Below are 20,408 nucleotides of genomic sequence, written 5' to 3'. Positions count from 1 at the left end.
CTCACTTAATTTTTTGCGCGCCCCCGGCCGGCGCGGCTCCTGGAGGTGGACAGCGTCTCCGCCCCCGCCCGCGGCCGCACCCGCGGCCCCCTGCTGCAGGAGACCTACGCCAACAAGATCTACGCAAGGCGCGTCGGCGACAAGGTGCGCAGCGCCATCCAGATCACCACCGCCTCCGCCATCTGCGCGGTGCTCGACATGCTGGCCGACGGCAGCTTGCCGGCGAAGGGTTTTGTCAAGCAGGAAGACATCGCGCTCGACGCCTTCCTCGTCAACCGCTTCGGCCGCGCCTATGCGCAGCACGAGATGGTTAGCCGGCTTGCGGGTTAGGTGCTCGCTGACCAGAGATCGGTGGACCAGCGCCCCCTCTACCCTACCGGGCATCTCCCCCACTTGGGGGGAGATTGGCCGGCATCTCCGCTTTCGCCAATCTCCAACGCTTAAAGTAGGGCGGGACGGCGAGGCTGCCGATCTCCCCAAGTGTGGGAGATGTCCGGCAGGACAGAGGGGGGCGCGAAGGAACTCGACCGAACGAGGTTCGAATCCGCCGTGAGGCCAGCCAGCCCTCAAACATGCAAGGCATGCCCCATCGCCTTCAGCGCCGCCTCCTGAAAACCCTCGCCTTGTGTCGGATGGGCATGGATGGTGCCGGCGATATCCTCCAGCCGCGCGCCCATTTCCAGCGCCAGGCCAAACGCCGTCGACAGTTCCGACACGCCCTGGCCGACCGCCTGGATGCCGAGCACCAAATGGTTGTCGGCGCGGGCGACAACTCGGACGAAGCCATCCTCACTCATCTTGGTCATCGCGCGGCCGTTGGCGGCGAACGGAAACAGCCCGACCTTGATCTCGCCGCCGAGCCTCTTGGCCTCCTCCGGCGACAGGCCGGCGGTGATCAGCTCCGGATCGGTGAAGCAGATGGCGGGAATTGAGCGCTTGTCCCAGCTGCGCTTGTGGCCGGCGACGATCTCGGCGACCATTTCGCCTTGCGCCATCGCCCGGTGCGCCAGCATCGGCTCGCCGGTGACGTCGCCAATGGCAAAGATGCCGCGCATCGAGGTGCGGCACTGGTCGTCGATGCGGATGAATTTGCCCGCCATGTCGAGGTCGATCTGCTCCAGCCCCCAGTCTTCGACCACCGGCTTGCGCCCGACGGTGACCAGGATCCTGTCGGCGGCGATTTTGGCATTCTTGCCGGTCGTCGTTTCGACCAGCAAGGCATCGCCCTTGCCCGACAGGCCCTTGGCCTTGGCGTTCACGAGCACCTCGATGCCGAGCTCGGTGAGCCGCTTCACCACCGGCCGGGTCAGCTCGGCATCATATTGCGCCAGCACGCGCGGCAAGGACTCGACCACGCTCACCTTGGCGCCCAGCTTGGCGAAGGCGATGCCGAGCTCGAGCCCGATATAGCCGCCACCGACGACGGCAAGCCTTTCCGGCACTTCGCTCAGCTCCAGCGCTTCGGTGGACGAGATTACCGGCCCACCGAACGGCAGTGACGGCAGCTCGACCGCCGCCGAGCCGGTCGCGATCACCACCATCTCGGCGCGGACGACCTGCATGCCAGTCTCGGTCTGGACCTCGACGGTCTTGCCGTCACGGAATTTCGCCCAGCCATGCACGGTCTTGACCCCGGCCTTCTTGAGCAGGCCGGCAACGCCGCTGTTAAGCCGGCTAACAATACCGTCCTTCCAGGCGATGGTCGCTTCGAGATCAATCGACGGCGTGGCGATTGAAATGCCGAGCGGGCTCTTGCCGCTCGCCATGTGCGAGATTTTCTCGAACTCCTCGGCCGCATGGATCAGCGCCTTGGACGGAATGCAGCCGACATTGAGGCAGGTACCGCCCGGCTTGCCGAACTCGACGATAACCGTGTCGATGCAGAGCTGGCCGGCACGGATGGCGCAGACATAGCCGCCCGGACCGGCGCCGATGACGAGCAGCTTGCAGGATATTTCCTTCATCATGGCACCCTGGTTGGTCGAGCCGGCGGGACATGTGCGGCAGGACAGAGGGGGGCGCGAAGGATCGCTACTGCTCTCACTCTGCGCCCCTGCGATCCCCTGTTCATCATCTCAATCCACGAAAATCAGCGCCGGGGTCTCCAGCAGCGTCTTGATCCGCTGGATAAACACCGCGGCGTCCCAGCCGTCGATGACGCGGTGATCGAAGCTGGAGGACAGGTTCATCACCTTGCGCGGCATGAACTGGGTGCCGTCCCACACCGGCCGCACCATCATCTTGTTGACGCCGAGGATCGCCACTTCCGGATGATTGATCACCGGCGTCGTCGCCACGCCGCCCATGGCGCCGAGCGAGGTGATGGTGATCGTCGATCCCGACAGTTCGTCGCGCGCCGCCGTGCCTGACCTGGCCGCCTCGGCCAGCCTGAAAACCTCGGCGGCGCAGTCCCAGATGTCGCGTGCCTCGGCGTGCTTGACCACCGGCACCACCAGCCCCGAAGGCGTCTGCGCGGCAATGCCGATATGGACGCCGCCATGCTGGTGGACGATGCCGGCCTCGTCGTCGAACAGCGCGTTGATTTTGGGCTGGTCGGCGATCGCCTTGACCATCGCCCGCATCAGGAACGGCAGCAGCGTCAGCTTCGGCCGCTCCACGCCGCCGCGCTTCTCCTTGTTGAGCGCCGCACGCAAATCCTCCAATGCCGTGACGTCGATCTCCTCGACATAGGTGATGTGCGGGATGCGCGACTTGGCCAGCGCCATCTTCTCGGCGATCTTGCGCCTGAGCCCGATGATCTTGATGTCCTCGACCGCCTCGTTGCGGGCGAGGCCGGAGACCTTCGCAAGCTGCGGTCCGCGCGACAGGAAGGCGTCGATGTCCTCGTGGAGAATGCGGCCGGCCGGGCCGCTTCCCCTGACCTGTCGGAGATCGACGCCGGCCTCCTTTGCCCTGAGGCGGACGGCCGGCGACGCCAGCGGCGTTTCACCTTCGGGACGCGGCGCGGCGACGGGCGCAGGACCCCCACCCCTAACCCCTCCCCACAAGGGGGAGGGGGATTCCGTCGCCGATGCAACCTCACGCTCAGTGATTTTTCCGGGCGGGGACGGGTGCGGTGCCGCTTTGGCACTGGCTTCGGCGGCCGAAGCGCGTCCCCCTCCCCCTTGTGGGGAGGGGCCAGGGGTGGGGGTACTGCGGTCGGTAATCTTGGCGCCCGCCTCGCCGCCCGGCTCCGCAGCTGCCTTCACATTGCCCTCGCCGGCCACCTTCAAGCGTACAATGGGCGAGCCGATCGCCACCGTGTCGCCGATCTCCGCACCCAGCCAGACGATCTCGCCGTCGACTGGCGAAGGAATCTCGACCGTCGCCTTGTCGGTCATGACGGCGGCAAGCACCGCGTCCTCGCGCACGAGATCGCCGACCTTGACCTGCCACTCGACCAGCTCGGCCTCGGCGACGCCTTCGCCGACATCGGGCAGCTTGATCACATACTCACCCATCGTCAGGTCCCCCTTACCGAGGCGTTTGCGCTGCCCCTCACCCTTGCCCATTCCAGGGCGAGCCGCTTGTCTCGCCCGTCCTTCGGACCCCCGTGAACAACGGGGAGAGGGAGATCGCCGGCGTGGCGGCCAGTCCCTTCTCCCCGTTCTTCACGGGGAGAAGGTGCCGGCAGGCGGATGAGGGGCGGTGCCACCACTGGCAATTGGTCCGAGGCTCTACCTGCCATCGTCAAGCCTCCATCGTTTCGACGAGCGCGCGGCCGAGCCTGGCCGGACCGGGAAAATAGTCCCATTCCTGCGCATGCGGATAGGGGGTGTCCCAGCCGGCGACCCGCACCACGGGCGCTTCCAGATGGTAGAAGCAGTTTTCCTGCACCAGCGCCGACAGTTCGGCGCCGAAGCCGGATGTCAGCGTCGCCTCGTGCACGATCACGCAGCGGCCTGTCCTGTTGACCGAGTCGACGATCGTCTCGAGATCGAGCGGCAGCAGCGTCCTCAGATCGATGATCTCGGCGTCGATACCGGTCTCCTCGGCCGCCGCTTGCGCGACATAGACCATCGTGCCGTAGGCCAGCACGGTGACAGCAGCGCCCGGCCGACGGATCACCGCCTTGCCGAGCGGGACCGTGTAATGCCCGTCGGCGACCTCGCCGAGCTCATGCTTCGACCACGGCGTCACCGGGCGCTCGTGATGGCCATCGAACGGGCCGTTGTAGAGCCGCTTCGGCTCGAGGAAGATCACCGGATCGGGATCCTCTATCGCCGCGATCAGAAGACCCTTGGCGTCATGCGGATTGGACGGCACGACGACCTTCAGGCCGGAGACATGCGTGAACAGCGCCTCCGGGCTCTGGCTGTGGGTCTGGCCGCCAAAAATGCCGCCGCCGGTCGGCATCCTGACCACGATCGGGCAGGTGAAATCGCCGTTCGAGCGGTAGCGTAGCCGCGCCGCCTCCGAGACGATCTGGTCATAGGCCGGATAAACATAGTCGGCAAATTGCACCTCGACGCAAGGTTTCAGGCCGTAGGCGGCCATGCCGATGGCCGAGCCGACGATACCGGCTTCGCTGATCGGCGTGTCGAAGCAGCGGCTCTTGCCGTATTTCGCCTGCAGGCCTTGGGTGCAGCGAAAGACGCCGCCGAAAAAACCGACATCCTCGCCGAACACGATGACGCGTTCGTCGCGCCCCATCGAGACGTCCATGGCGTCGCGGATCGCCTCGATCATGGTCCGTCTTGGCATGGTCAGACCCCCGCCTGCTGGCGCTGGCGTCTGAGATGCGGCGGCATCTCACCATAGACGCCCTCGAACATGTCACGCGTCGAAGGCTTGCCGCCGGCATGCAGCGTGCCGTGGCGCTCGGCCTCCCTTTGCGCCGCGATCACCGTTTCGAGGATTTCCGCCTCGGCCTGGGTGTGGCGCTCGTCCGACCAGACACCGCGCTGGATGAGATGGTTCTTCAGCCTGACGATCGGGTCGCCGAGCGGCCAGGCGTCGGATTCGGCCTTCGGCCGGTAGGCCGACGGATCGTCGGAACTCGAATGCGCCCCGACGCGATAGGTGACATATTCGACCAGCGTCGGCCCAAGATTTTTCCGCGCCCGCTCCGCCGCCCATTTGGCCACCGCGTGGACGGCGAGATAGTCGTTGCCGTCGACCCGAAGCGACGGAATACCGAAGCCGAGGCCGCGGGCGGCAAATGTGCCGGAGCCGCCGCGGGCAATGCCCTGAAAGGTCGAGATCGCCCACTGGTTGTTGACGACGTTGAGCACCACCGGCGCCTTGTAGGTCGAGGCGAAGACCAGCGCCGAATGAAAGTCGGACTCGGCCGTCGAGCCGTCGCCGATCCAGGCGGCGGCGATCTTCGAATCATTGCTGATCGCCGAAGCCATCGCCCAGCCGACCGCCTGGATATATTGCGTCGCCAGATTGCCGGAGATCGAGAAGAAACCATGCTCCTTCGACGAATACATGATCGGCAGCTGCCGGCCCTTCAGCGGGTCGGCCTCATTCGAATAGATCTGGTTCATCATCGTAACCATCGGATAGCCGTCGGCGATGAGCAGGCCAGCCTGCCGATAGGTCGGAAAGTTCATGTCGCCCGGCGCCAGCGCCTTGCGAAAGGCGCAGCTCACCGCCTCTTCGCCCAGATGCTGCATGTAGAACGAGGTCTTGCCCTGGCGCTGCGCCATCTGCATGCGCGCGTCGAAGCTGCGCAGCGTCATCATATGGCGCAGGCCTTCCAGCAACTCGTCGTCGGAAAGCAGGCCGGCCCACGGCCCGACGGCTTCGCCGGCGCGGTTGAGCACGCGGATGATCGAAAACGCCAGATCGCGGATATCACGCGGATCGACATCGATCTCGGGACGCGGCACCGAGCCGGCCTTGGGGATGGTCACATCAGAAAAATCCGGCGTCCCGCCCGGTCGCACCTCGGGCTCCGGCACATGGAAGCGCAACATTCCCGCATCGGCCATGACCTTCGTCCTCCCATGTTGCCCGGCCAAGATACTTGCACACCGGCAGACCAGTGCCAATTCGTCGGGCAAGGCTTCCGGCCAACCACCGCGCCGTCAGCAGCACTAGCCAGGATGAAGATATGTCAGCGAAATTTCTTGTCGATCTTCCGGCTCTGCGCGCAATTTGGCGCATGATTGCGCCGGGTTTCCCGCCAGATTGGACAAGGCGTCGGATCGAGCGGCTAGCGCTGCGGCCTTTCCTTCTCCCCTTGTGGGAGAAGGTGGCCGCGAAGCGGTCGGATGAGGGGTGTTCCAGCCTGGCAAGGACGGCACTCCGTCCAACACCCCTCTTCCGTCTTGGCGCTGCGCACCAATCCACCGCCCGGGCGAGTCACGGGCCTCGCCCGCCCTTCGGGCCCCACAAGGGGAGAAGGAAAGGGGGCGACCGCCGTTCACCCGGCGCCCGCATCATGCTAACCCATAACCCATGGCACAGAAGAAAGGTTACGAGGTCGATTCGTGGTTGGCGCGGCCGGACCCGCGTGTCTCGATCGTCCTGCTCTACGGGCCCGACCGCGGGCTGGTCGCCGAGCGCGCCCGCGCCTTTGCCGGCAAGACCGGCCTGCCGCTCGACGATCCGTTCTCCGTGGTCAGGCTGGACGGTTCGGAAGTCGATCGCGACGAGGGCCGCCTGCTCGACGAGGCCCGCACCGTGCCGATGTTTTCGGACCGGCGCCTGCTCTGGGTGCGCAATGCGTCCGGCCAGAAGGCGCTTGCCGACGACGTCAAGGCGCTGACCGCGGAGCCGCCGCGTGACGCCATTATCCTGATCGAGGCCGGCGACCTGAAGAAGGGCGTCGGGCTGCGCGCCATTGTCGAGGCGGCGGACATTGCCATGGCGCTGCCGTGCTACACCGACGAGGCGCGGGACATCGATACGGTCATCGACGACGAATTGCGCAAGGCCGGCATGTCGATGACGCTGGAAGCCCGCCAGGCGCTGCGCCGCAACCTCGGTGGTGACCGGCTGGCCTCGCGCGGCGAGATCGAAAAGCTGGTGCTCTATGCCCACGGCCAGAGCGAAATCGGCCTCGATGACGTCAAGGCGACGTCGGGCGACGTCTCTGGCCTGTCCTTCGATGACGCCGTCGATGCCTTGCTCGACGGCAAGGTCGGCGACTTCGACATTGCCTTCACCCGTCACTGCCAGTCCGGCGGCCAGGCATTTCTGGTGCTGTCGTCGGCGATGCGGCAGCTGCAGGCGATCCAGGCAATGCGCGGCCTGATGGACGCCGGCGGCCGCAACGCCGCTTCGGTCGTCGCCGCGGCGCGCCCGCCGGTTTTTTTCGCGCGGCGCAAGCTGGTCGAAAAAGCCCTCGAACGCTGGAGCAGCGAGGCGCTCGCCCGCGCGCTCAACCGCCTGCAGACGGCGGTGCTGCAGACCCGGCGCCGGCCGGACCTCGCGGTCGCGCTGGCCCGACAGGCGCTGCTCGGCATCGCCGTGGAGAGCGCAAGACTGGCGCGCACCTGATCTCCCCCCTTGAGGGGGAGATGTCGCCGAAGGCGACAGGGCAGCGCGTGGAGCGCCGACATCTTCTTCGCTTCAGCAACGTGCCGGCGCTTGATGTGAGGCGACCCTTCTGCCCTGCCGGCCTCTTATCTGCAACGTTGGTGATTGGCGAAGCCGTCGATGACAGCCCCCTCTCCCCGTCACTATACGGGGAGAGGATGCCGGCAGGCAGGTGAGGGGCGGCGCAAACGCTGGAGCAGGTAGCCTATAAAATCGCCGATCCTCGTCTAAAACAAGCGGGACCCGAGGCTCTTTGCCGGCTAACTACTGCTCCTGCTTCAGCCGCCGGCAAAGCTCGTCGAGTTGCTCCAGCGTCCGATAGGCGACGCTGATCACGCCGCCGCGCTCGTTGTGCTCGATCGTGACGAACATGCCGAGCGTGTCGGTCATGAACTTTTCCAGCGCCCGCGTATCAGCATCCTTTTGCACCGGTGCTGCAGGCGGTCGCTTCACCGTCGGCGCACCCGCCGGCATCTGCGCCAGCGCTTCGGCCTGGCGCACCGAAAGCCCGTCCTCGACGATGCGCTTGGCCAGGCCCGCCGGATCCTGCGCCGTCACCAATGTACGGGCATGGCCGGCCGACAGCGCGCCGTCGACCAGCATGCCGCGGATCACGTCCGGCAGCTTCAACAGCCGCAGCGTGTTGGCGACATGGCTGCGGCTCTTGCCGATCACCTGGCCGAGATCGGCCTGGGTGTAGCCGTGATCGTCGATCAGCTGCTGGTAGCCCATCGCCTCCTCGACCGGATTGAGGTCGGTGCGCTGGACGTTTTCGATGATCGCCAGCTCGAGCGCGGTGCGATCGTTGACATCGCGCACGATAATCGGGATCTCGCTCAGCCCGGCGCGCTGCGCGGCGCGCCAGCGCCGCTCGCCGGCGATGATCTCGTAGCGGCCAGCTTGCGTCGGCGATGGCCGCGCCACCACCGGCTGCACCACGCCATGTTCGCGGATCGACTGGGCAAGATCGGTCAGGTCGGCGTCGCCGAAATGCCGGCGTGGATTCTTTGGGTTCGGGCTCAGGAACTCGATCGGCACCTTGCCGTCGGCATTCATGCCCGGCTTTTCCACTGCTGCCGGACGATCGATTTCGCCGATCAGCGCCGCCAGTCCCCGGCCTAGTCTTTTTCTCGAAAGGTCTTCGCTCATCGTCTGTCCAGATCGTTTCGGTATCAATTCGGCTTCTAAGCGGCGCGCAGTTTGCGCTCGCGGCGGATCACCTCGGAGGCAAGCTGCAGATAGGCCTGGCTGCCGGAGCATTTGAGGTCGTAGAGGATCGCCGGCTTGCCGTAGGACGGCGCCTCGGAGACGCGCACATTGCGCGGGATGACGGTTTCATAGACCTTGTCGCCCATATGCGCCCGCACGTCCTGCACCACCTGGTTGGCGAGGTTGTTGCGCCCGTCGAACATGGTCAGCACGATGCCCTGGATGGTCAGCTCGGGATTGATCGAGCGGCGGACCTGCTCGACCGTCTCCAAAAGCTGGCTCAGGCCCTCGAGCGCAAAGAACTCGCATTGCAGCGGCACCAGCACCGAATCGGCTGCCGCCATCGAGTTCAGCGTCAGCAGATTGAGCGACGGCGGGCAATCGATCAGCACATAGCCAAAATTCGCCGAGCGCTCGGCCGAGGCACGCAAGGCGTTGCGCAGCCGCAGCACCCGGTCCGGCGCCGAGGCGATCTCCATTTCGATGCCGAGCAGGTCGAGCGTCGACGGCACGATAGACAGTCCCGGCACCGCCGTCGGGATCGCCGCCGCCTCCAGATCGAGCTCGCCGGTCAGCACGTCATAGGAGGAAACGGTCCGGTCGCGCCGGTCGATGCCGAGACCGGTGCTGGCATTGCCTTGCGGGTCGAGATCGACGATCAGCACCTGCTCGCCGATCGCCGCCAGCGCCGTCGCCAGATTGATGGCCGTCGTCGTCTTGCCGACGCCGCCCTTCTGGTTGGCTACGGTGATGATTCGGGGGCCATTCTTCATCATGGGTCTATGCCAGAAATTCATGCCGAGGTCGCCGATCTAAGTCAGTTGGCGCAAATCAGACAGTTCGAGGATGACGCCATGAGCGTCGGTCGCGCTGGCATGTTCTACCAGATCGAACGACCATCGTTGAGCGCTTTCTGCCAATTCGGTACGGTAATCCCGGCCTTTGTGGAACAGGCCGCAGGTGCCCGTCGTCAGCCACGGCGCCGCCAGTTCGAGCAACACCGGAAGCGACGCCAGCGCTCTGGCGGTAACGATTTGAGGTGTTGAAACAAACGGATACGCGTCGTCGATGCGCCGTGCGACGACCCTGGCCGGCAGGTTGAACTGGCCCACGACCGCTTGCAGGAACGATGCCTTTTTCCGATTGCTTTCAACCAGGTCGATGCTGGCGCCGTCGCGCTCGGCAAGCAGGAACGCCAGCACCAGGCCGGGAAAACCGCCACCGGAGCCGAGATCGAGCCAGCGCTTCGCGTCTGGTTTGATTCGCGCCAGCTGCGCGCTGTCGAGGATGTGGCGGCGCCAGACGTCGCCCTGCGTCGACTGCGCCGCCAGGTTTATCCGGCGGTTCCATTTCTGAAAGACCGTCTCGAACTCTACCAAGCGTTCGAATGTTTCACGTGAAACCGGACCGGCAGCCGATTGCAGGCCCGCCCATGAGGCAGCGCTCACGCAACATTCCTTCGCGTGGCAGCCTCGGCGTTGCGGACATGCGCGACAATGATTGCCAGTGCCGCCGGCGTCATGCCTTCCATACGCTGAGCGTCGGCGATCGAGCGCGGCTGGCGTGCCAGCATCTTTTGCTTCAACTCGTTGGACAGCCCCGGAACGGAAGCAAAATCGAGCGACGCCGGGATCAATCGGCTCTCTTCATGCCTGATCTGCGTGACGTCAGCTTGCTGGCGATTGAGATAGACCGAATATTTCGCTTCCGTTTCAAGGCGTTCAGCCGTTTTGCTGTCAATTCCCGCAAACTGCGGGGCGATTCTGGCCAGCCAGGCGACGTCGACGCCGGGATAGGCCAGCAACTCATAGGCCGAGCGGCGTACCCCGTCCCGGTTGATCACCAGCCCATGACGCGCCGCTTCATTCGGAGTCATGGTGAAGCCAAGCGCAAGGTCCCTCGCATTTTCAAGGATCTGCACGATATCGCTAAACCGTTGCATCCGCTCCTGCGAGGCAATCCCGAGCTTCATCGCCAGCGGCGTCAGCCGCTCATCGGCATTGTCGGCGCGCAGCGACAGCCGGAACTCGGCCCGCGAAGTGAACATCCGATACGGTTCGGCGATGCCACGGCTGGTCAGGTCGTCGACCATCACCCCGATATAGGCCTCGGTGCGGCTGAGCACGATCTGGTCGCTTGCCGACGTTTTGCGCGCGGCGTTGAGGCCGGCCAACAACCCCTGCGCCCCGGCCTCCTCGTAACCGGTGGTGCCGTTGATCTGCCCGGCCAGAAAAAGACCGGCGATCCGCTTGGTTTCCAGCGTCGGCTTGAGCTCGCGCGGATCGACATGATCGTACTCGATGGCATAGCCGGGCTGCAGCATGGTGGCGCGTTCAAGGCCCGGAATGGTTTTTAGAATGTCGAGCTGCACGTCCTGCGGCAGCGAGGTCGAAATACCGTTCGGGTAGACGGTATCGTCGTCCAGCCCTTCCGGCTCGAGGAAAATCTGGTGGCCTTCGCGATCGCCGAATTTGACGATCTTATCCTCGATCGACGGGCAGTAACGCGGTCCCACCCCTTCGATCGAGCCGGAATACATCGCCGAACGGCCCAGATTGGTGCGGATCAACTCATGTGTCGCTGCCGTCGTACGCGTGATGCCGCAATGGATCTGCGGATTGTCGATGCGGTCGGTCATCAGCGAGAACGGCACCGGGTCGTCATCCGCCGCCTGGCTCTCCAGCGACGCCCAATCGATCGTGCGTCCGTCCAGCCGCGGCGGCGTGCCGGTCTTCAGCCGTCCGAGCTTGAAGCCGGCGCGGCTCATCGTCGCCGACAGGCCGAGGCTGGCCTGCTCGTTCATGCGGCCGGCAACGATCTTCTTCTCGCCGATATGGATCAACCCGCGCAGGAAAGTGCCGGTGGTCAGCACCACGGCGCCGCAGCCAAGCCGGCGGCCATCCGCCAGCAGCACCGCCGCCAGGCGCTCATTGGCGATTTCGAAATCCAGGACCTCGCCCTCGACCACGTCGAGGCCCGCCTGTTCGCGAATCGCCGCTTGCATGGCGAGCCTATAGAGTTTTCTGTCGGCTTGCGTCCGCGGCCCGCGAACTGCCGGGCCCTTGCGGCGGTTGAGCAGCCGGAACTGGATGCCGGCCGCATCGGCGACGCGCCCCATCAGCCCGTCCATGGCATCGATCTCGCGAACCAGATGGCCCTTGCCGAGGCCGCCGATCGCCGGATTGCACGACATGACGCCGATTGTCTCGAAGCGCAGCGTCACCAGGGCAGTCTTCGCGCCAGCGCGCGCGGCAGCACTGGCCGCCTCGCAACCAGCATGGCCGCCGCCCACCACAACCACATCATAGTGATCGGTCATTTTTAGTGTTCCAGATTCAGGTTGACCGACACATGTCCCCGTCAGGACGAGGTGTCAAGCCGGCACCTTCTCCCGGTATAGTGACGGGGAGAAGCGGGCTAGCCGCAGCAACGACGGGTCTCTTGCAGCGCTGTCGACGGTTGTGTCTTTCTCCCCGTCACTATACGGGGAGAAATGCCCGGCAGGGCAAATGAGGGGCAGCGCTAAGTCTGAAATTCGATCCCGTCTCGGGGACCATGGATCGTTTCACGTGAAACAATGCCTTCGAGCTAATCGCGTGGTGTTTCACGTGAATCACCCAGAGCTGGCCGGCCCGCAATGTTTCACGTGAGTCATTTGCCGATGCAGAACTGCGCAAAGATGACGTCGAGCATGTCCTCGACATCGACCGCCCCGACGATGCGGCCAAGTCGATCCGCCGCCAGCCGCAATTCCTCTGCCCGCAATTCCTGCCCGCGCCCATCCTCTGCCGCTGCCGCCAGCAAGAAGCACTTCGTCTCGTTGAGCAGTTCGACGTGCCGCAGCCGCGACGGCAGGATATCGCCGGCCTGGCCGACCTGCGCTGCGGCGCGACGGCCGATCTCGGCCAGCAATTCGGCCAGCCCGGTGCCGTCCTTGGTCGAGATAACCGCGTCGTAGCGCGCCACAAGCGATTCATCCCGCAGCAAATCAGCCTTCGTCCCGATCCTCAAGGCCGCGACATCAGGCGGTATTGCGCCGATTGCCACCGGCTCCGGCATATCCTCGAGCACCAGCAACAGATCGGCAGTGCCGGCCTTGCTCCTTGCTCTTTCGATGCCGATCGCCTCGATCCTGCCGGGCGTATCGCGCAGGCCGGCGGTATCGGTCACTCTTATGCGCATCCCCTCCAGGTCCAGCACCACCTCGAGCAGATCGCGGGTGGTGCCGGGCTCTTCGGTGACGATTGCCGCCTCGCGCCGGGCCAGAGCGTTGAACAGGCTCGATTTGCCGGCATTCGGCGCACCAAGAATGACGACCTCGAACCCGTCACGGATGATTTCGGCGGCCCGGAAGCCTTGGACATGACGCTCGATTTCGGAAATCATCGCGCGAACGTCCGACCAGACCGTCTCTGCAACGGAACCGGGCACATCGTCTTCGTCGGCAAAATCGATTTCTGCCTCGATCATCGCGCGCGCATGAATCAGCCGACGGCGCCAGGCGAGGTAGAGCTCGCTCTGCACGCCTTCGGCATTCTGCACGGCAAAACGCCGCTGCGCCTCTGTCTCGGCATTGACGAGATCGGCCAGCGCCTCGGTCTTGACCAAATCGACCTTGCCATTGAGAAAGGCGCGGCGGGTGAACTCGCCCGGCTCGGCATGTCTGACGCCGTCGAAGCCGGCGATCACCTCCAGCATCTTCGCCACCACGGCCCGCCCGCCATGGACGTGGAATTCGGCGACATCCTCGCCGGTAAAGCTGTTTGGGCCGGCAAAGAAAACGACCAGCCCGCTGTCGAGCACCGATCCGTCCGGCGCCCTGAACTGGCGATAGGCGGCAACACGGTTCTTGACCTTGGGGCCAGCAATCGTTTCTACGACGAATCGACTTTGCGGGCCGGAAATGCGGATCACGGCAACCCCGGCGGGCAGGCGGCCGCTCGACAGGGCAACAATGGAATTACCTGAAATCATTTGCCGACCCAGCACAACCGCCCTAGCTTCGCTTGTTCACCAACAGATTGCCGAGTTATCAACAGTGACGTTGCCCGCGAAAAACCTGCTTGCCGAAGAGGCCAGCCCCTATCTGCAGCAGCACAGCGACAACCCCGTGCATTGGCGGGCGTGGTCGCCGGCATCGCTCGCGGAAGCAAGGGCGCTTGAGCGGCCGATCCTGCTCTCGGTCGGCTACGCCGCCTGCCACTGGTGCCATGTCATGGCGCACGAGAGTTTTGAGAACGCCGGCGTCGCCGCCGTCATGAACCGTCTGTTCGTCAATATCAAGGTCGATCGCGAAGAGCGGCCGGACATCGACCAGATCTATATGGCGGCATTGTCGGCGATGGGCGAGCAGGGCGGATGGCCGCTGACAATGTTTTTGACACCGGACGGAAAACCTTTCTGGGGCGGCACCTATTTTCCGCGCGAAGCCCGTTACGGCCGCCCAGGCTTCGTCCAGGTGCTGGAGGCGGTCGACAAGGCGTGGCGCGAGAAGAAAGAAAGCGTTAACCAAAGCGCCGCCGGCCTGACCACGCATGTCGAGGCGCGGCTGGCCGGCAGCCATGCCAAGGCGGTGCTCGACCGCGACACGCTCGCGACGCTCGCCAACGGCATCGACGGCATGATCGACAGGGATCTGGGCGGCCTGCGCGGCGCGCCCAAATTCCCCAATGCGCCGTTCATGCAGACGCTGTGGCTGTCCTGGCTGCGCGACGGCGCCACAGCCCATCGCGACGCTGTCCTGCTCAGCCTCGAAAAGATGCTGGCAGGCGGCATCTATGACCATGTCGGCGGCGGCCTCAGCCGCTATTCGACCGATGCCGAATGGCTGGTGCCGCATTTCGAAAAGATGCTCTACGACAACGCACAGCTCATCCGGCTGTGCAACTGGGCTTATGCGGCAACCGGCAATGAATTGTTCCGGATACGAATCGAAGACACGGTCGACTGGCTGTTGCGCGAGATGCGCGTCGAAGGCAGCGCATTCGCTGCCAGCCTCGACGCCGACAGCGAGGGCGAGGAGGGGTTGTTCTACACCTGGAGCAAGGATGAGATCGAAACCGCTCTCGGCGACGAATCAGCCTTGTTTTTCCGATACTTCACGCTTTCCGGCCCGCATGGCTGGGAGGGCAAGCCGATCATCCACCAGACTGCGGTCCAGCAAAAACAAAGCGTCGCCGATCGCGACCGGCTCATTCCGCTCAGAGAAAAACTGCTGGCGGCCAGGGGGCAGCGCGTCAGGCCCGGGCGTGACGGCAAAATCCTGACCGACTGGAACGGCCTGGTGATTGCGGCTCTCGCCGAAGCCGGGCGCGCCGTGAAACGGATCGACTGGATCGAGGCGGCGGAACAGGCCTTTGCTGCCATTGCCAGCGCTGGCCGAGACGGTCGCCTGCCGCATTCGATGCTTGGCGCCAAGAAGCTGTTTCCGGCGCTGTCGAGCGACCACGCCGCCATGGCCAACGCCGCGATCTCGCTGTTCGAGGCTACCGGCACGTCGAGTTATGCCGAACTGGCCGGCCAATTCATCGCGCAGCTCGACCAATGGCATCACGACGAGGACAACGCCGGCTACTATCTGACCGCGTTGGACAGCAGCGACGTGCCGATCCGCATCAGGGGCGACGCCGACGAGGCCATTCCTTCAGCCACTGGCCAGATCATCGAGGCCATGGTCCGATTGTCGTCGCTTTCCGGCGATCTCGAAATACAGGAAAAGACCTGGAAGGTCGCCGAACACGCAGCCGGCAGGGCGGCGCATCAGGCCTATGGCCAGGCCGGCATCGTCAATGCCTGTGCCTTGGTGCTCGAGCCGTTGAAGCTGGTGTTGGTGGATAGTTATGAGAATCCAACGCTTGTTCCGGTAGCGAATCGAAATCCCGACCCGCGCCGGATCGACACGATCGTGCCGGTCGGCTCGGCGACAAACCTGCCTATCCTGCCAGGCGGCGCTTTGCCGCCATCGACCGAGCCCGGCGCCTGGCTGTGCACGGGGCAGGTCTGCCTGCCGGTGATAACGGACGCCGAGGAACTCGAGCGTCGGTTGCGGCGCAGATAGGAGAGGGATGCTGCGCCGATCCACCTTCTCCCGCAGGGGAGAAGGCAAGAGGCGCCAGCCCCTTACGTATTCATCGAATCGAAGAAATCCGCGTTGGTCTTGGTCTGCTTGAGCTTGTCGATGAGGAACTCGATGGCGTCGGTCGTGCCCATCGGCGCCAGGATGCGGCGCAGCACGAAGATTTTTTGCAGGTCCTGGCGGGCGACCAAAAGATCTTCCTTGCGGGTGCCGGACTTGAGGATGTCCATGGCCGGGTAGATGCGCTTGTCCGCCACCTTGCGGTCGAGCACGATTTCCGAATTGCCGGTGCCCTTGAACTCTTCGAAGATGACCTCGTCCATGCGGCTGCCGGTGTCGATCAGCGCGGTGGCGATGATGGTCAGCGAGCCGCCTTCCTCGATGTTGCGGGCGGCGCCGAAGAAACGCTTCGGCCGCTGCAGCGCATTGGCGTCGACACCGCCGGTCAGCACCTTGCCGGATGACGGCACCACGGTGTTGTAGGCGCGGCCGAGGCGGGTGATCGAATCCAGCAGGATGACGACGTCGCGCCCGTGCTCGACCAGGCGCTTGGCCTTCTCGATCACCATTTCGGCGACCTGGACGTGTCGCACCGCCGGCTCGTCGAAGGTCGAGGAGACGACCTCGCCCTTCACCGAGCGCTGCATGTCGGTGACTTCTTCCGGCCGCTCGTCGATCAACAGCACGATCAGGTAGCATTCGGGATGATTGGTGGTGATCGAATGGGCGATGTTCTGCAACAGCACCGTCTTGCCAGTGCGCGGCTGCGCCACGATCAGGGCGCGCTGGCCCTTGCCGAGCGGCGCCACTAGGTCGATGACGCGGGCCGAGATATCCTTCGAGGTCGGAACGTCCATTTCCATCTTCAGCCGCGAGGTCGGGTAAAGCGGCGTCAGATTGTCGAAATGGATCTTGTGGCGGATCTTTTCCGGGTCGTCGAAATTGATCGTGTTGACCTTGAGCAGCGCGAAATAGCGCTCGCCCTCCTTCGGGCTGCGGATCGGGCCCTCGACCGTGTCGCCGGTCTTCAGCGAGAACCGGCGGATCTGCGACGGCGAGATATAGATATCGTCCGGGCCTGGCAGGTAATTGGCATTGGCCGAGCGCAGAAAGCCAAACCCGTCCTGCAGCACTTCGACGACCCCGTCACCGATGATCTCGATATCTTGGGTCGCCAGCCGCTTCAGGATCGCGAACATCAGTTCCTGCTTGCGCATGACACTGGCGTTCTCGACCTCGAGCGATTCGGCATAAGCGATCAGCTCTGGCGGTTTCTTGTTCTTGAACTCTGTGAGTTTCATTTCTTGCATCATTAGACGGACTCTGAGTGAGTAAGTATGGGGAAAATATCGGCGGGATGCGACAAATGCCGGGCGCGGCCGAAGCGATGAATGGGGCGGCGCATGACGGGAAGGAAGACCCGTCTTTTATCGTTGGTCGACTGAAAGAGCAAGCCGCTTGGAAGCGATCAATTGCGAATCTCGGCACCGCCCCTCAACCCCTGCCGGGACCTTCTCCCCGTATAGTGACGGGGAGAAGGGGCTTGGCCGCAATCTGGCGCACATACTGCAACCCTGGATATTGGCGAAGCCATCAATCACAGCGCCCCTCTCCCCGTCACTATACAGGGAGAGGATGCCGGCAGGCAGGTGAGGGGCAGCGCAAACGCGCGAAACAGACACAAATCGTCAAAACGGCTTCACGATGACCAGCACGACGATGACGATCATCAGCAATGTGGGGATCTCATTGACGATCCGCCAGTGCCGAGCCGGCTTTTCGTTGCGGTCCTCGGCGAATTTGCGTACCGCGCCGGCCAGATAGCCGTGAGCGGCCGAGAGGCCGAGCACCGCGGCGATCTTGGCATGCAGCCAGCCACCCTGAAAACCAAAGCCTTTCCAGGCCAGCCAGAGGCCGAACGCCCAGGTGATGATCATGGCTGGATTGATGATGCCGCGCAGCAGCCGGCGCTCCATCACCTTGAAGGTCTCCGACTGGACGGAGCCTTTTTCCGCATCGGCATGATAAACCAGCAGCCGCGGCAGATAGAGCATGCCCGCCATCCACGAGATGACGGCGATGACATGGATCGCCTTTGCCCAGGGATAGAAATCATCCGGCCCGAACAGGAACAGAAGCGCCGCCAGGACGAGGAAGATGACGATGGCGATTGCTGCTCGACGCATCGCTGCACCACCGCTGCTGCCCGCACCACTGTTGGCGTTGTTCATGTCGGTCATCGATGCGCCCGCACCATCTTCACCATCGCCTCGACATGCGCGATCGGCGTTTCCGGCGTGATGCCGTGGCCGAGATTGAAGACCAGCGGCCCATCGCCCAGTGCTTTCAGGATTGCGTCGACACCGTCAGAAAGCGCCTTGCCGCCGGCCACCAGCCGCAACGGATCGAGATTGCCCTGCACAGCACCATCGCGCTGCAGTTCCTTCGCCGTCGTCAACGGCACGGTCCAGTCGAGCCCCAGCCCGGTCACGCCGGTTTTTTGGCGATAGCTGCGGTAATGGGCGCCGGCGCCCTTGGGAAAGCCGATGATCGGAATGTCGGGATGGACGGCCCGGACCTGCCTGACGATCTCCGCCACCGGCCTGACGCAAAACGCCTCGAAAGAAACTTCGTCGAGCACGCCGGACCACGAGTCAAATATCTGCACCACATCGGCGCCGGCTTCGATCTGTCGGATCAGGTAGGCAGCCGAGTGATCGGCAAGCACTTTCAGCAATTGCAGGAAAGCCGCCGGCTCGCGATAGGCAAACAGCCGTGCTGGCGCCTGGTCCGAGGTGCCATGGCCGGCGATCATATAGGTCGCCACCGTCCACGGCGCGCCGCAGAAGCCGATCAGCGTCGTTTGATCCGGCAGTTTTGTCCGCAATCGCCTGACCGTCTCGTAGACCGGTTCGAGATTCACGTGAAACGTTTCGCCGTCGAGAGCTGCAATCTCCGTCGCCGAGATCGGCGTCAACAGCGGCCCACGGCCCTCCTCGAAGCGCACGTCGCGGCCCAGCGCATGCGGCACGACAAGGATATCGGAAAATAGGATCGAAGCATCGAAGCCGAAACGTTCGATCGGCTGCAGCGTCACTTCCACGGCAAGATCGGGATTATAGCAAAGGTCGAGGAACGATCCGGCCCGCCTGCGTGTCTCGCGATACTCCGGCAGATAGCGGCCGGCCTGCCGCATCATCCAGAGCGGCGGCGGAGATACCGTCTTGCCTCTCAACACGTCCAGCATGATGCGGTTTTCGGGCATTCAGCGCTCGCCTCTCCAGGCTTCTCTATAATTAAAAATTCTATTTCTAGGAATCTTATGATTCTAAGAGTCTGTTGGTATCGGTGGTTGTCTGCTGTCCCGCCTTGCCCCGGAAAAGGCCAGCCAGCATATTGTCGCGTGCTTCTTCTGGCGGATAGGAGGAGTTTGGGGACAGTCGGAAATTGCCGACTGGGAACAATACGTTACCGCCCGCCTGGAGAAAATGGCCCTGTGGATGAGGCCAAGTCGAAAAAGCCCGTCCCCGGACTTGTCCCCAGCCCCCGACGAAGCCGGCAGCGCATCGAATTGTGGACAAACCGGCATCTGATACAGTCGCCCCGAACCGGCCGATCTTTCCGACCGACCTTATCCACATCGGCCCACAGCTTGGAACGTACCCCTGTGAACAAACCCCAGAGCTTCTTTCACCTTCACCTGATTTCCGATGCCACCGGTGAGACGCTGCTGGCGGCCGGGCGCGCGGCTTCGGCGCAATACAAGGATGCGCGCGCCATCGAGCATATCTACCCGCTGATCCGCACCGAGAAGCAGGTGACGAAAGTGTTCGAGGACATCGAGGAGGAGCCGGGCATCATCCTTTATACGGTCGTCGACCAGAAGCTCGCCCGCGGCATCGACGAGCGCTGCGCCGCCATGGGCCTGCCTTGCGTCTCCGTGCTGGAACCGGTGCTGACCGTGTTCCAGTCCTATCTCGGCACGCCGGCCGGCCGCCGCGTCGGCGCCCAGCATGTGCTGGACGCCGAATATTTCCGCCGCATCGACGCACTCAACTTCACCATGGAGCATGATGACGGCCAGCTACCTGCCAATATGGATGATGCCGACATTGTGCTGGTCGGCATTTCGCGCACCTCGAAGACGCCGACCAGCATCTATCTCGCCAATCGCGGCATCAAGACCGCCAACATCCCGATCGTGATCGGCGTGCCGGTGCCGGAAAGCCTGGTCAACGCCACGAAGCCGCTGATCGTCGGGCTGATCGCCACCGCCGAGCGCATCTCGCAGGTGCGCCAGAACCGCATCCTCGGCAACACCAGTGCCTACGAACCGACCGACTATGTCGACCGCGCGGCAATCAGCGAGGAACTCGCCTACGCCCGCCAGATCTGCACGCGGCATGGCTGGCCGATGATCGACGTCAGCCGCCGCTCGATCGAGGAGACGGCGGCGGCGATCGTTGCCCTGCGGGGAAAGACACGCTAGGTTCGGGCGCTTGTGCTGTGGGCGGCCCTTTCCTTCTCCCCTTTGTGGGAGAAGGTGGCCTCGCGAAGCGAGGTCGGATGAGGGGTGTTCCAGCCTGGCACCGACGGCGATCCTTCCAACACCCCTCAACCGTATTGGCGCTGC

15 protein-coding genes and 1 pseudogene are annotated in these 20,408 nt (G+C 64.0%); 4 read left to right on the top strand and 12 right to left on the bottom strand.

The window, feature by feature from the left end:
* Nucleotides 1-90 precede the first annotated feature (90 nt).
* A pseudogene (locus AC0L2C_RS06140) lies at nucleotides 91-330 on the top strand (saccharopine dehydrogenase family protein); the annotation flags it as partial.
* A 236-nt stretch (nucleotides 331-566) separates the two neighbouring features.
* On the opposite strand, the gene lpdA reads toward AC0L2C_RS06140, so the two are convergent.
* From lpdA to AC0L2C_RS06120, 4 genes are all read right to left on the bottom strand, one after another.
* The gene (gene lpdA, locus AC0L2C_RS06135; protein ID WP_473523086.1) at nucleotides 567-1,964 is read right to left on the bottom strand and encodes a dihydrolipoyl dehydrogenase; all 1,398 of its coding nucleotides are present in this window, start codon (nucleotides 1,962-1,964) and stop codon (nucleotides 567-569) included.
* A gap of 111 nt (nucleotides 1,965-2,075) precedes the next feature.
* Entirely contained in the window at nucleotides 2,076-3,461 is a 1,386-nt protein-coding gene (locus AC0L2C_RS06130; protein ID WP_473522976.1) for a dihydrolipoamide acetyltransferase family protein, read from the bottom strand.
* Nucleotides 3,462-3,690: 229 nt separating this feature from the next.
* Nucleotides 3,691-4,704 carry an alpha-ketoacid dehydrogenase subunit beta gene (locus AC0L2C_RS06125; RefSeq protein ID WP_023802698.1) on the bottom strand — a complete coding sequence of 338 codons (1,014 nt, stop codon included), beginning with the start codon at nucleotides 4,702-4,704 and terminating at the stop codon, nucleotides 3,691-3,693.
* A gap of 2 nt (nucleotides 4,705-4,706) precedes the next feature.
* Nucleotides 4,707-5,939, bottom strand: a complete 1,233-nt coding sequence (locus AC0L2C_RS06120; protein WP_128176560.1) for a 3-methyl-2-oxobutanoate dehydrogenase (2-methylpropanoyl-transferring) subunit alpha — start codon at nucleotides 5,937-5,939, stop codon at nucleotides 4,707-4,709.
* Nucleotides 5,940-6,408: 469 nt separating this feature from the next.
* Between AC0L2C_RS06120 and holA the strand changes: the two genes are divergently transcribed.
* Complete coding sequence (holA, locus tag AC0L2C_RS06115) at nucleotides 6,409-7,452, top strand: DNA polymerase III subunit delta (protein WP_473522975.1); 1,044 nt, start codon at nucleotides 6,409-6,411, stop codon at nucleotides 7,450-7,452.
* Nucleotides 7,453-7,755: 303 nt separating this feature from the next.
* On the opposite strand, the gene AC0L2C_RS06110 is transcribed toward holA, so the two are convergent.
* The 5 genes from AC0L2C_RS06110 to mnmE form a co-directional block, all read right to left on the bottom strand.
* The gene (locus AC0L2C_RS06110) at nucleotides 7,756-8,640 is read right to left on the bottom strand and encodes a ParB/RepB/Spo0J family partition protein (RefSeq protein WP_473522974.1); all 885 of its coding nucleotides are present in this window, start codon (nucleotides 8,638-8,640) and stop codon (nucleotides 7,756-7,758) included.
* A 35-nt stretch (nucleotides 8,641-8,675) separates the two neighbouring features.
* On the bottom strand, nucleotides 8,676-9,476 hold the full coding sequence (locus tag AC0L2C_RS06105; RefSeq protein WP_287141032.1) for a ParA family protein: 801 nt from the start codon (nucleotides 9,474-9,476) through the stop codon (nucleotides 8,676-8,678).
* Nucleotides 9,477-9,512: 36 nt separating this feature from the next.
* Nucleotides 9,513-10,148, bottom strand: coding sequence for a 16S rRNA (guanine(527)-N(7))-methyltransferase RsmG (rsmG, locus tag AC0L2C_RS06100; protein WP_128171034.1), 636 nt, complete (start codon nucleotides 10,146-10,148; stop codon nucleotides 9,513-9,515).
* Complete coding sequence (mnmG, locus tag AC0L2C_RS06095; protein ID WP_473522973.1) at nucleotides 10,145-12,019, bottom strand: tRNA uridine-5-carboxymethylaminomethyl(34) synthesis enzyme MnmG; 1,875 nt, start codon at nucleotides 12,017-12,019, stop codon at nucleotides 10,145-10,147. The genes rsmG and mnmG overlap by 4 nt, the downstream gene beginning before the upstream one ends.
* 332 nt (nucleotides 12,020-12,351) lie before the next feature.
* On the bottom strand, nucleotides 12,352-13,674 hold the full coding sequence (mnmE, locus tag AC0L2C_RS06090; RefSeq protein WP_473522972.1) for a tRNA uridine-5-carboxymethylaminomethyl(34) synthesis GTPase MnmE: 1,323 nt from the start codon (nucleotides 13,672-13,674) through the stop codon (nucleotides 12,352-12,354).
* 64 nt (nucleotides 13,675-13,738) lie between these two features.
* Between mnmE and AC0L2C_RS06085 the strand changes: the two genes are divergently transcribed.
* A complete protein-coding gene (locus tag AC0L2C_RS06085) occupies nucleotides 13,739-15,757 on the top strand; it encodes a thioredoxin domain-containing protein (RefSeq protein ID WP_473522971.1) in 2,019 nt (672 codons plus the stop codon).
* 62 nt (nucleotides 15,758-15,819) lie between these two features.
* Here AC0L2C_RS06085 and rho read toward each other — a convergent pair whose 3' ends face one another.
* The 3 genes from rho to hemE form a co-directional block, all read right to left on the bottom strand.
* Nucleotides 15,820-17,085 (bottom strand): transcription termination factor Rho, encoded by a 1,266-nt coding sequence (gene rho, locus AC0L2C_RS06080; RefSeq protein ID WP_027153631.1) that lies wholly within the window; start codon nucleotides 17,083-17,085, stop codon nucleotides 15,820-15,822.
* Nucleotides 17,086-17,463: 378 nt separating this feature from the next.
* Nucleotides 17,464-18,015: a protoporphyrinogen oxidase HemJ gene (gene hemJ, locus AC0L2C_RS06075; protein WP_128176574.1), complete on the bottom strand. Its 552-nt coding sequence runs from the start codon at nucleotides 18,013-18,015 to the stop codon at nucleotides 17,464-17,466.
* Entirely contained in the window at nucleotides 18,012-19,040 is a 1,029-nt protein-coding gene (hemE, locus tag AC0L2C_RS06070; protein ID WP_128176576.1) for a uroporphyrinogen decarboxylase, read from the bottom strand. The genes hemJ and hemE overlap by 4 nt, the downstream gene beginning before the upstream one ends.
* Nucleotides 19,041-19,442: 402 nt before the next feature.
* On the opposite strand from hemE, the gene AC0L2C_RS06065 reads away from it, so the two are divergent.
* Nucleotides 19,443-20,264 (top strand): pyruvate, water dikinase regulatory protein, encoded by an 822-nt coding sequence (locus tag AC0L2C_RS06065; protein ID WP_023802686.1) that lies wholly within the window; start codon nucleotides 19,443-19,445, stop codon nucleotides 20,262-20,264.
* Nucleotides 20,265-20,408 lie beyond the last annotated feature (144 nt).

It is taken from the genome of Mesorhizobium sp. WSM4845 (assembly GCF_055811455.1).
The sequence above is the reverse complement of the archived record's forward strand: the minus strand, read 5'-3'. Positions and strand labels throughout refer to the sequence as shown.